11 protein-coding genes are annotated in these 12,524 nt (G+C 40.9%); 8 read left to right on the forward strand and 3 right to left on the reverse strand.

What is annotated here, in order from left to right; all coding sequences use genetic code 11:
* Positions 1–8 precede the first annotated feature (8 nt).
* Positions 9–824, forward strand: coding sequence for a type IX secretion system ring subunit PorN/GldN (gene porN / locus QVH07_RS12130; RefSeq protein ID WP_290000727.1), 816 nt, complete (start codon positions 9–11; stop codon positions 822–824).
* Positions 825–837: 13 nt separating this feature from the next.
* Here the strand turns inward: porN and uvrC are convergent, their stop codons facing one another.
* From uvrC to porW, 3 genes are read right to left on the reverse strand one after another with little or no spacing between them, the layout of a single operon-like run.
* Positions 838–2,643, reverse strand: a complete 1,806-nt coding sequence (gene uvrC, locus QVH07_RS12135; protein WP_290000729.1) for an excinuclease ABC subunit UvrC — start codon at positions 2,641–2,643, stop codon at positions 838–840.
* A gap of 60 nt (positions 2,644–2,703) precedes the next feature.
* A complete protein-coding gene (locus QVH07_RS12140) occupies positions 2,704–5,007 on the reverse strand; it encodes a penicillin-binding protein 1A (RefSeq protein ID WP_290000731.1) in 2,304 nt (767 codons plus the stop codon).
* 3 nt (positions 5,008–5,010) lie between these two features.
* On the reverse strand, positions 5,011–7,626 hold the full coding sequence (gene porW, locus QVH07_RS12145; RefSeq protein ID WP_290000732.1) for a type IX secretion system periplasmic lipoprotein PorW/SprE: 2,616 nt from the start codon (positions 7,624–7,626) through the stop codon (positions 5,011–5,013).
* An 81-nt stretch (positions 7,627–7,707) separates the two neighbouring features.
* Between porW and QVH07_RS12150 the strand changes: the two genes are divergently transcribed.
* The 7 genes from QVH07_RS12150 (at position 7,708) to atpA (ending at position 12,492) form a co-directional block, all read left to right on the forward strand.
* A complete protein-coding gene (locus QVH07_RS12150; protein ID WP_290000734.1) occupies positions 7,708–8,001 on the forward strand; it encodes an AtpZ/AtpI family protein in 294 nt (97 codons plus the stop codon).
* Between the two features lie 30 nt (positions 8,002–8,031).
* Complete coding sequence (locus QVH07_RS12155; protein WP_290000736.1) at positions 8,032–8,415, forward strand: hypothetical protein; 384 nt, start codon at positions 8,032–8,034, stop codon at positions 8,413–8,415.
* A 19-nt stretch (positions 8,416–8,434) separates the two neighbouring features.
* Entirely contained in the window at positions 8,435–9,457 is a 1,023-nt protein-coding gene (atpB, locus tag QVH07_RS12160) for a F0F1 ATP synthase subunit A (RefSeq protein ID WP_290000738.1), read from the forward strand.
* A 38-nt stretch (positions 9,458–9,495) separates the two neighbouring features.
* The gene (gene atpE, locus QVH07_RS12165) at positions 9,496–9,753 is read left to right on the forward strand and encodes an ATP synthase F0 subunit C (RefSeq protein WP_290000739.1); all 258 of its coding nucleotides are present in this window, start codon (positions 9,496–9,498) and stop codon (positions 9,751–9,753) included.
* A gap of 73 nt (positions 9,754–9,826) precedes the next feature.
* Positions 9,827–10,321 (forward strand): F0F1 ATP synthase subunit B, encoded by a 495-nt coding sequence (locus QVH07_RS12170; RefSeq protein WP_290000740.1) that lies wholly within the window; start codon positions 9,827–9,829, stop codon positions 10,319–10,321.
* A gap of 8 nt (positions 10,322–10,329) precedes the next feature.
* Positions 10,330–10,890: an ATP synthase F1 subunit delta gene (gene atpH, locus QVH07_RS12175; RefSeq protein WP_290000742.1), complete on the forward strand. Its 561-nt coding sequence runs from the start codon at positions 10,330–10,332 to the stop codon at positions 10,888–10,890.
* Between the two features lie 27 nt (positions 10,891–10,917).
* A complete protein-coding gene (gene atpA, locus QVH07_RS12180; protein WP_290000744.1) occupies positions 10,918–12,492 on the forward strand; it encodes a F0F1 ATP synthase subunit alpha in 1,575 nt (524 codons plus the stop codon).
* Positions 12,493–12,524: the final 32 nt, after the last annotated feature.

The raw sequence follows: 12,524 nt of genomic DNA on the forward strand, positions 1-12,524 counted from the left end.
AAAGGATTATGAAAAAGTATTTTCCACACCTAATCGTTGCTTTGCTCCTTGCTTGTGCCTGGATGCCTGTAGGCTCGACTGCTCAAGTAGCGACGAGCGTTAATCCATCGGGTTACGGAGACAGGCAATTCGATATGGATACGATCTTCTCTGCAAAAAGAATTAGAGAGGATGATAAGATGTATCAAATTTCGGTATGGAGAAGAATAGACCTAAGGGAGAAATACAATCTTTCTCTTTATGGATCTGGTGATAGTAAAAGAAATGGAATCATTAATCACATTTACAAGGCAGTTGTTGACGAAAATGCCTTAGAAGTTTTTGGTGATGATGAATTTACTACCCCATTGTCAATTGCTGAGTTTCAAGAGAACTTCTGGTTAAATGCAGTTGGTGATTCGATTTTCGTGAAGCAGCTTTATTATTTGGATTTCAAAGAGGATTTTGTTTTTGATAAGCATCATTCTGATATGGTTTTTGATATAAAGTATATCCACTTGGTGATGCCTTCACAGACCAATTCAAATGCTGGTCAAAAAACAATCGCCTATATCAGGTATAAGGATTTCTACAACTACTTTAAAGATCATCCTGAGGCAAGATGGATTAATTTTCAGAATCTCTCTCAAAGCTTAACCTATGACAAAGCTTTTGATACGAGATTATTCAGGTCTGTAGTACGTCGATTTACCAATCCTGATGAAGCATTGATCGCGGATATGGTTGATGCGGAACACCCTAATCCTGATGTTCAGGCCTATATGGATGCTTTGGCTTTTGAGTACAAACTATTAGAATTCGAAAACACTCTCTGGGAGTGGTAAAATAAAAGGGGCTTCAAGCCCCTTTATTTTTTTCCATCCACTCCCAAAGTTGTTTCCCCCTGCTTTTACCGATAACATTTAGAATTTCCTCTTTTTCGGCTTCTTTGATTTTCTTGACAGATTTAAAGTGTTTGAGGAGTTGATCTGCAGTATTTTTTCCTATTCCCGGAATAGAGGTTAATTCGGTTCCGAAGGCGTTTCTGCTACGAACCTTTCTGTGGAAAGTAATAGCAAAGCGGTGAGCTTCGTCACGGATTCTCTGGATTAATCTCAGACTTTCTGATTTTTTATCAATGTGAATGGGGAATTGATCGCCTGGAAAATAGATTTCCTCCAATCTTTTTGCGATGCCGATTATTGGCATTTTGCCATAAAGATCTAGCTCTTTCAATGCTTCAACAGCAGAAGAGAGTTGACCTTTACCCCCATCAATCACTACTAGTTTGGGAAGTGGTTTTTTTTCTTCAATTAGCCTTCGGTACCTTCTTCCCACCACCTCTTTCATTGATGCAAAATCATCAGGACCATCCACCGTTTTAATATGGTAATGTCTATACTCTTTGACCGCAGGTTTACCATTCAGAAAGCAAACCATGCTTGCCACAGGATTAGTACCTTGAATATTTGAATTATCGAAGCATTCGATATGATCGGGTATTTCCTGAAGGCTTAAATCTGCCTGAAGTTGTTTAATTACTCGGTCCTTCTTATCCTCATTAAGCCCCTTGAGCAATGCCTTTTCCTTTTTATAGTACATGGCATTTTTGATAGATAGCTCGATTAATTTTTTCTTGTCACCAATTTTTGGAGTAAAAACATTGAGGCCATCTATTTCCTCTTCAAGCTCAATATTCAACAAGACTTCATCTGCGTCACTATTGAATTGATCTTGCAAGCGAATCAAAGCTGTGAGAAGTAATTGCTCATCGTTTTCATCGAGTCTTTTTTTGACCTCCACATTCTTTGAGGTGATCAAAGCTCCGTCCTTGACTCGCATATAATTTACGTATCCACTTTTCTCATCTGTAACCAATGTGCAAACATCCAGGTTTTTCACACTTGGACTGGCTACGAGTGACTTCGATTGGTATTTTTCGAGCAAATCTAATTTATCTTTGAACTTTTGAGCCAATTCAAAATTTAGTTCCTCCGCATAGGTTTGCATTTCCTGTTTGAAATAACTCTTGGCTGCTCCTAAGTTCCCTTTTAGGATATGCTTTGCTTGCTCCAAGTCTTTTAAATAGTCTGCCTCTTCTTGTTTCCCCACACAAGGCCCCTGGCAGTTTCCTAAATGATATTCCAAACACACCTTATACTTTCCTTCAGCTATTTTGGCTTGAGATAAATCCAGCTTACATGTTCTGATGGTGAATAATTCCCTAATCAGATCCAGAACATTATTCATTGCTTTTACACTTGCAAAAGGCCCGAAATAAGTTCCTCTTTTAGGTATCATTCTTCTAGTCTGAAAAATGCGAGGAAATGGTTCCTTGGTAACTAAGAGATATGGATAGGTCTTATCATCCCGAAGAAGGATGTTATACTTGGGTTGGTGTTTCTTGATGAGATTATTTTCCAGAAGGAGAGCATCCAGTTCCGAATTCACCATGGTGATTTCAATTTTACGGATTTCCCGAACCATTCTCCTTGTTTTCAGATTTACTCCGGAATTCTTGTTGAAATAGCTACTCACCCGCTTTTTCAGACTTTTGGCCTTGCCAACATAGATCAGGTCCTTATCAGCATTAAAATATTTATAGACTCCGGGCTGATCTGGAAGCTTGAGGTGTTCTTCGGGTAAAAATGAGGATGACTCCATACTTTAAAAATAAAAAAATGGCTGAAGAGGTTCAGCCATTTTCTTCTTGTTTAGGGTCACTTAATAATCGTTCTTATCTGCATCATAGTCAAAATCTGCGAATCGCTGACTTTCCTGCTCATAAACATCACAATCGATTTCTATGCTTAGTGGTCTTTCTGGTCTCGGGAAAGGTCCCTTTGTATAACCCAGACTTTCATCCGCATACACTTTGGTCATGTATTTCACCCAAATTGGTCTCGCGGTTCTACCCCCTTGGCCAGCTATCCAACTCCTGAAGTGAATAGCCCTGTCGTCACCACCAACCCAGGTTCCAGAAACCAAATCTTTGCTTATGCCCATGTACCAACCATCCGAGGCGTTTTGAGTAGTTCCAGTCTTTCCGCCCAGCTCATTTCCTTCGCGAAGGTCGTAAGGTACACCTTGACTCGTACCACCGGTTTCTTCAAAACCTCCTCGCAGCATATAAGTCATTAAGTATGCGTGCTCCTCACTCATAGCTGGTCTTTTACGAGGAGTAAATTGCTGGATGACATTTCCATTTTTGTCTTCAATCCTATCGATGTAGAACGGTGTGGTATATTCCCCTTTGTTTACAAAAGTCCCAAAAGCACCAACCATTTCGAATACAGATACATCATTCACCCCGAGAGCAAGTGATGGCACTTCCTCTAAATCACTCATAACTCCCAGCCTTTTCGCGGTTTCTACTACGATTTTTGGGCTAAGCTTTTTCATCATGTATGCCGTAATGGAGTTGACCGATTGAGCCATAGCTCTCCGAATGGTCATCTTTTCGTAAGTGAATTTTCCGTCAGCGTTCGCCGGTGACCAAGCTGGCTGTCCCGGTATATAAACCTCAACGGGTTGATCTACCACAGTGTAGCATGGGCTGTAGCCATTTTCAATAGCAGCTGCATAAACAAATGGTTTGAACGTGGAGCCTGGCTGTCTTTTCCCTCTCTTCACGTGGTCAAACTTAAAATACTTATGGTCTATTCCACCTACCCAGGCCTTGATATGACCCGTGGTAGGGTCCATGCTCATGAAACCCGCTTGTAATAGTTTTTTATAATATCTCAAAGAATCCATGGAACTCATGACCGTATCTATTTCACCCTCCCAAGAGAATATTTTCATTCGTTTCGGTTCATTGAGTTTGGCTTCAATAGAGTCCGTATCGTTGCCATAGCGATTACGTAGCAGTCGATAGGCCTCGGTTCTTTTTACCGCTGTTTCAATGAAATCTGGGATAACCCGGTTGTCATTATCAACCCAAGGTTCCCTGCCTCTCATCTCAGCATAAAATTTCTCCTGTAGCTCAGCCATATGCTCTGTGACTGCTTCTTCTGCGTATCGTTGCATTCTGCTGTCCACAGTAGTATAAATTTTCAAACCATCACCGAAAAGATCATAGCTAGAGCCATCGGATTTTAAGTTTTCTTTGGTCCACTGAAGTAAATCTGCCTTAATAATTTCGCGAAGGTAGGTGGCCATACCCTGGTTTTGGTTTGCAACTTTGTAATCGAGCTCGATTGGAAGCTGATACAGCGAATCAAATTCTTCTTCACTGATATACCCATTGTTTCTCATCTGTCCGAGAACGGTATTCCTTCGTCGAAGTGAATTTTCGGGATTGTAAACTGGGCTGTAATATGTTGGAGCTTTGAAAAGTCCGACCAAAACAGCAGACTCCTGTACAGCAAGCTCATCAGGTTCCTTATTGAAAAAGGTTTTGGCTGCGGTTTTGATCCCATAGGCGTTTGATCCGAACTCTGAGGTATTCAGATAGAGAGTCAGAATTTCATTCTTTGTATAGGCCTTTTCTAACTGGGTTGCAACAATCCACTCCTTAGTTTTTATAATGAGCATTCTCAATCCTGGGATTGAACTCAAGGCTCCTTGGGATTCTGCAGTCCGCGTTTTAAATAGGTTTTTAGCGGTTTGCTGGCTCAAAGTCGATCCACCACCCGCATCCTGTCGTAGAATGATAGATTTTACGAAGACCCTCGCCATTGCTTTGAAATCAATACCAGAATGCTCTTCGAATCGGATATCTTCGGTTGCAATCAGTGCATCAACCAGATTTGGCGCCAGTTCTTCGTATGTAACCGGGGTTCTGTTTTCACGGAAATAAGTACCTAGAAGAAGGCCATCGGAGGAATATAATTCCGATGCTAATTCACTGTCTGGATTTTCAAGGGCCTTGAAGTCTGGTAGAGCTCCAAATAGGCCAAGAAAATTCACGCTTACCATCCAGACAAAAAGCACAAAACCTAAAAAACCAGCGATAAAGGCTATCCATAGGAATTTGATTGTATTTTTCGCCCAATTGGACTTTTGAGTGGTAGATTTTTTACTCATGTTTTATTTATAGGTCGACCTGAAGAAGGCCTTATACTCCTCAATATTTTTTGTTCTATTCAGCGTTTGGAAGTTTTCAATAGAAATATAGAAACTCGACTGAATCACTTCTTCTGGCAAGTTTTCAGATTCAAATTCTTCCAAAAATACCTGATAATATTTATCGGCATCTTCGGCAGTATTAAAAGGGCTGATTATGATAATCGCAGTTTCCTGCATTTTCATATTTCCATTTCTCAACCTTTTGCCTTTAAACTTGGTTCCGTGGAAATTCTCCAAGTCTCCAAGCAAACTTTCTGCCGCTTCTTCCACATCCTCGTTCATTGTGATCACAAAGATGTGCGTTTGAGAATTATTAACTTTATAAGGACTATCCGTCAGGTCAATGGCTTCAGACTCATCCGCCGAATTTTTTTCAGCTCCCTTTCCAGACTCTTCATCCTCATCTTTGGTAGGGTTCAATTCCGCCAATTCCTCCTCCGAGAGCAAAGGATAAAGCATGTTTTTCGCGAGCTCTACCAAGGCCGAATCTTGTGAATTATCAATATAATCTTCAAGTCTTGCTCTGAAATTGGTTTTGCTTTCGATTTTCCCGGTATTCATGATATCCAAAAGCATAAGTCTTTCAGTATTTCTGGTCAAAGGATACTGCTGAAGGGCATTTCGTACTATGGCCCTGGACTCTCTGTAGTTTCTGGCAAAGTAGGCATTATAAGCCTTCTCGTATTCCTCAGAAGATTTAAGATAGGCCAAATTACCCGAGGCAGCATCTGGATTATTTACCGAAAAGGTGAATCTGGAATCGGGAAACTCTTGGTTTAATCGAGTAACGTATTGCTGAGAATTTCCTCCGCGATCTTTTTGCGCCAGATAAAGCAGATAGTAAGCCTCTGGTTTTCTTTGTGACTCGGGGTAAAAGCGAATCATGGTTTCCAGATTGTCTATGCCTTGTTCGGTTTCTTCAAGATCGAAATATAAAAGCTTCCCCAATTCGAAATAGGATTCCTCCAATTCTGAATTAAGGGTTTGAATATCCTCTGGGGATGAAGGAATTTGTCCAAGTAATTCATCTACATCGGGAAGTTGGCTTAAAGGGTTATCGTCCTCGACTGATACTGAATCTGCCGAGGCAGGTTCTGGAATTGTGGGATTAGTGTCCTGAAAGCTAGCGGAACTTCTTCTCCAATTATCCTGAAGTGGTCGACTTCCCCAAGTTCGACGAAATTCAATGGCTCCCTGCTGCATAGCCAGGCTATTGTCAAAGTAGAAAGTGGATGTAGTTCCGCGGTCATTGAAAGCAAGTAAGTTATCGAAAATGCTTTTTGGTTCTTCCTCTTGGTCTGCAGCAGCCTCCCTAAGTAATCGTTCCTCTTCAGTTTTTATGAAGTTTTCTGCGATAAGTTTTTGTTCCTCGGGACTTTTTTGCGACAGCATGAGGAGACTATCATTCTGTTCTATCCTCTCAACATGAAAAACATACTGGTCCAAATTTTCCTTTTGCTCTCTTATCCTTTTTGCTGAGGGGTCAGCTTCATTTATGAAAGTCAGGGCACTGTCCAGGTAATATTTTGTAGCTCGATAATCCTGAAATTCATCAAGATTGATTTCAGCCAGCTTTTGATAGATATAGCCCTTCTGACGTGGGTTACTTCCTGGTTCTTTAGCTGCCTGATGTAATAGCTGAAGAGTTTTTTCAGTATCGCCCTGTTTTTGTTCAAACAAAGCCATCTCATAAACTACCACATCCTTCAAGTCCTTATTCTTAGGGTCCTTGTAAAGATCCTCATAGTAGTTTCGTACCTTTTTTAAGTCTTTAGATTTGTTTAATTCCGCAACTTGTTGCGCATAAAGCTGGGCAAAAAAGCTTCTTTCATACGGTGGATTTCCTTCCTGGGCCTTCCTGTAGAAGTCAAAGGCAAGCGCATCTAATCCCTCTCTTTGATATCTCTGGGCAAGTATGAAGTTAATTCTGGAGGATTCTTTTTTATCCTGCTCATATTCCAAAGCCTTATCTAAAGCTCCTAACACCCCATTTTTATCATCACGACTTTCATAATAATAGGCTAATGTTCTATAAAGCTCATATCGGTTTTCGTCATTGATATCTTCTTTGGAAAGGTAGTCTATAGTGAAATTTGCTTTTTCATACTCTTCCAAATCCACATAAAGTCGTAAAAGTGCAATAAGGGTCTGATGCCTTAAGTCATCGTCCTTACCATTTACATTCACATATTTGAAAGTATTTTGGGCATCATCAAAATTTCCTTGCAGATAGTCAATTTTGCCCAGGAGGTAATAGCTGTCATCCACCCATTTGGAAATCCTATGCCACTCAATTGCTTTGGAAGCTAATTCCCTTGAAGTTTCCAATTTTTCCTCATTCGAATCAATCGTGGCAGAATCTATTGGAATAAAGACTGGTAAAATTTGGGTGTAGTCCTCTTTGTAATTTTGGATTACTTCATTTTCTACCTCTCTGATTCGTGTGTCCGCGAGGTAGAAAGCATTATAGTGAGAGGTAAGATTATGGAAAGCCCGATTTGTAAACGTATTCCGTTCTGAAGAACAGGCTGATACGGCCAAAATCAAAAAAACAAGACAGAATTTCTTTCCAAACATTTCCTTCACTACCCAAATAAAGTACCAAAATAGGTGATTTACTGCATTTTGAGAACGATCATTTTGTTCATTTCTTGAGAGATGGGTCAGACAACCTGTAGTATTTGTGGAATTTTAAGAAATTTCGATGAACTTGGCCCCTCTATGATGGACAGCAATAAGCCTGAAAAGCCCAAAGGACCACCAGTTTATGTCAAGTACATAGGTCTCTCCTTCCAGCTATTTGGTGTGATAGCAGCAGGAACAGCTTTTGGCTGGTGGGTTCAGAGCAAAACCGATATGAAATTCCCAGTCTGGCTTCTGCTTTTTTGCTTTCTATCAATAATATTGGCTTTCTACCAACTCTGGAAGTCAATGCAGCAGGATAATAAATAAGGAAGCAGTACTTTTGTGCCAAAATCAGTCATGAAGCTTCCTTCAAATCTCCATATCCAGTTTTTGCTTTTTGCAGCCCTAGTAGCAAGCCTTATCGCCATACTTAATCTTTTGCTACCTGTGATCATTCATGAGGAGATTTGGGAAATCTACGCGTTCTTGACCATAGTGTCCTTTCTGGTGGGAGTTTTGAATGGTTTTCTATTAAAATCTTTTGGAGATAATTTCTTTCAGATTATGGTTTTGGGAATGGTTTTGCGTTTTATAGCATCTATCACCTTCATCGGGATTTATGCATGGGTGGGAGTGGAAAATATTATTTTGTTTATCGCTGATTTCTTTGTGATTTTTTTGTTCTACTTAGCTTTTGATATCTACACCTTTATATCTAACTTGCGCCCGATTTCAAAGTAGCCCTCAAAAATAAGAGTTGATGAAGCGCAAATTATTGGCCCTAAGTCTTTTATTATCAGCATGTATGTTGTGGTTCACCACCCCAACAATGGCCGCAGGATCCGAGGAGGATAAGACGAGCTTTATCATGCATCACGTAAAGGATTCACATGAATGGCACTTTGCTACATTCGGTCATACACATGTCACACTTCCACTTCCTGTGATAGTCTATTCTGGTGACCGAGGACTTGAATTTTTCATGTCCACCGACTTCCAAAATCATGACACTCATGCCTTCGGCAAAGAGTATGCTCATGAAGGATATTTCATCGATGAGCATGATCATCTAGGTAGGGTAGATGAGGGAAGCTTCCTTGAGCTTTCTATCACTAAAAATGTTGTGATGCTATTTGTGGTGCTAGCATTTTTAGCTTGGATGGCTCTTTCAGCTGCAGGACATTATAAGAAAAACGGGGCTGTAGCTCCGAAGGGTGCAGCGGCTTTGATTGAGCCGATTGTGATTTTTGTGAGAGACGAAATTGCTGAAAAATCTATCGGTCCTAAGTACAAAAAATTTGTACCCTATTTATTGACTTTATTCTTATTTATCTGGTTTGGTAACCTACTCGGACTATTACCCGGAGCGGCGAACCTCACAGGGAATATTGCTGTAACATTTACCTTGGCGATTTTGACTTTCATTATTACTAATGTGAATGGAAATAAAGATTACTGGAAGCACGTATTCGCAACTCCTGGTGTACCACCAGCTATGTTGCTCATTATTGTTCCAGTAGAAATAATAGGTTTATTCACCAAGCCATTTGCGTTGATGGTTCGACTTTTTGTAGCGATCACCGCGGGTCACATTGTGATTTTGGGCTTTATAGCTTTGGCATTCATATTTGAATCTTTTGCTATTGGTATCGTGAGTACGCTCATGGTTACCTTCATCAATTTGATTGAGATCCTTGTCGCAACCATTCAGGCTTACGTGTTCACGCTGTTTTCAGCAATGTACATCGGAAGCGCTGTGGCTGAACATGCTCATGATCATTAATTAGGAATTTCTTTGTTCAATTATATAAATCAAAAACTATGTTAACTCTAATTTTATTGACCGCAGGGTATGCTCTAATGGGAGCTGGTATCGGTGCAGGAATTGTTGCGATTGGCGCAGGTCTTGGTATCGGTAGAATCGGTGGTCAGGCAATGGAATCTATCGCTCGTCAGCCAGAGGCTGCTGGTAAGATCCAGGGTGCAATGTTGATTATTGCAGCTTTGATTGAGGTAGTATCCTTGTTTGCAGCAGTTATTTGTTTGTTGATCGCGCTTAACATCGCGGGCATCAGCTAAATGATTTAGAAGGGAAAGGGTTTTCCTTTCCCTTCTTTCTTTATTGAACAATCCGAAATAAACATAACACCTCATGGATTTAATTACTCCCGGAACCGGACTCATATTTTGGCAGCTGATAGGCTTCCTAGGTCTTCTTTTCATCTTGATCAAATTCGCCTGGAAGCCTATGCTTGAGGCATTAGAAGAAAGAGAATCGAGTATTGAGAATGCTTTGAAGTCTGCGGAAATCGCCAGAAATGAGATGGCAAATCTTAAGGCCGAGAATGAAAAACTTTTGGCGGAAGCCAGAAAAGAGAGAGATGAGATCCTTGCAAAGGCTCATGAATCTTCTACCCGAATGATTGAAGAAGCCAAAGATCAGGCAACAAAGGCGGGTAATGAGATGATTGAAAAAGCTAAGGCAGTAATTGAGACAGAGAAGAAGGCTGCATTGGCAGAGGTTAAAACTCAGGTTGCCACATTAACCCTTGAGGTATCTGAAAAATTATTGAGAAAGAACTTGTCAGATGACAAAGCTCAAAAAGAGCTTGTCGATGAGTTTGTAAAAGATCTTAAGCTAAACTAAGCCGACGAATGTCAAATCACAGAGCAGCATCTCGATATGCAAAGTCCATTTTGGGACTGGCGCTTGAGCAAAAACAGCTGGAAGAAGTGCATGCTGATTTTCAGAAATTGACTGAGGTGGCTAATTCCAATTATGAGTTTGGCGTTATCCTGAAAAATCCGGTCATCTCTTCTGAGAAGAAGCTGGCCATCCTAAAGGCTATTTTCGAAGAGGGTGCACAGAAGCTCACCATGACCTTCTTTGAAATCATATCCAGAAAAAAAAGAGAAGGGATTCTTTTGGATGTAGCTCAAGAATTTAAGATTCAGTATAACCTGCACTCTTCCATCCAGGTAGCAAATTTGACTACCACTTTCCCAATCGATGAGAAACTTCGAAAGGAGTTTATTACTGTGGTGAAGGAAATCTCAGGATTGAAAGAAGTGCAATTGATAGAAACTGTAGATGCAGACATTATTGGAGGATTTATCCTTCGAGTGAATGATAAACTACTTGATGATTCTATCAGCAGCAAATTGAGAGAATTGAGAAATCAGTTTTCCACTAATCAGTACGAAAAACAGTTTTAAAGCATTCAATTATAACCTTATCATATCATGGCAGAAGTAAGACCAGATGAAGTTTCAGCAATATTGAGAGAACAACTCTCAGGGGCGAGAACCGCTGCTGAGCTTGAAGAAGTGGGAACAGTTCTTCAAGTGGGTGATGGTGTAGCTCGTATTTACGGACTTTCCAAAGCACAATCCGGTGAATTGTTGGAATTTGACAATGGACTGAAAGCAATGGTGCTTAACCTCGAAGAAGACAATGTTGGGGCCGTTCTTTTCGGTGACTCCAAGGAGATCAAAGAGGGTGACACAGTAAAAAGAACTAAGCAAATTGCCTCCATTAAGGTTGGCGAAGGGATGCTCGGAAGGGTAGTGGATACTCTTGGCAATCCAATAGATGGAAAGGGACCTATCTCAGGAGAGCTTTATGATATGCCTCTTGAGAGAAAAGCTCCTGGGGTAATTTACCGTCAGCCGGTAACTGAGCCTCTTCAAACAGGTATTAAGTCTATCGATGCGATGATTCCAATCGGTAGAGGTCAGCGCGAGCTTGTAATCGGTGACCGTCAGACAGGTAAAACTGCTGTAGTGATCGATACTATTCTTAACCAGAAAGAATTCTACGATAAAGGTGAGCCTGTATTCTGTATTTATGTGGCCATCGGCCAAAAAGCTTCTACTGTAGCAGGTGTTGTTGCGGCCTTGGAAAAAGGTGGTGCACTTCCTTACACTGTAGTAGTTTCTGCTGCTGCTTCAGATCCTGCTCCAATGCAATTCTTTGCTCCATTTACAGGTGCTGCAATCGGTGAATTCTTTAGAGATACAGGACGCCCTGCATTGGTGGTTTATGATGATCTTTCGAAGCAGGCCGTTGCTTACCGTGAAGTCTCTCTTCTATTGAGAAGACCTCCAGGGCGTGAAGCATATCCTGGGGATGTATTCTACCTTCACTCAAGATTGCTCGAAAGAGCGGCGAAAATAAATAAATCTGATCAGATCGCTCAGCAGATGAATGATCTTCCAGATAGCCTTAAGCCAATCGTTAAAGGTGGAGGATCTTTAACAGCTCTTCCGATTATTGAAACTCAGGCAGGTGACGTTTCTGCATATATTCCTACCAACGTAATTTCTATCACGGATGGTCAGATCTTCCTAGAGACTAATCTCTTCAACTCTGGTATTCGTCCTGCGATTAACGTAGGTATCTCTGTATCCCGAGTGGGTGGTAATGCTCAGATCAAGTCAATGAAGAAGGTAGCAGGTACCTTGAAGCTTGATCAGGCACAGTTCCGTGAGCTAGAAGCTTTTGCTAAGTTCGGTTCTGATCTTGATGCTACTACCAAGAGAACAATCGAAAGAGGTAGAAGAAATCAGGAGATTTTGAAGCAGGCGCAGTATGCACCAGTTTCTGTTGCCCACCAGGTTGCGATAATCTATGCTTCTACCAGAGGACTTATGGATACTGTGCCAGTTGATAAGGCTAGAGCATTTGAGAAGGAGTTCTACACTTTACTAGACTCTACTTATCCAGAGGCTTTGGATTTAATCCTTAAAGGAGATATCAATGGTGCTGGAGAGATTCTCTCTAAAGCAGCTGCTGAACTAGCTCCTAAATATGCATAATGAATAATTCGATCCCGGAGTTTTAACTCCGG

It is taken from the genome of Algoriphagus sediminis, assembly GCF_030403435.1.
Lineage (GTDB): Bacteria > Bacteroidota > Bacteroidia > Cytophagales > Cyclobacteriaceae > Algoriphagus > Algoriphagus sediminis.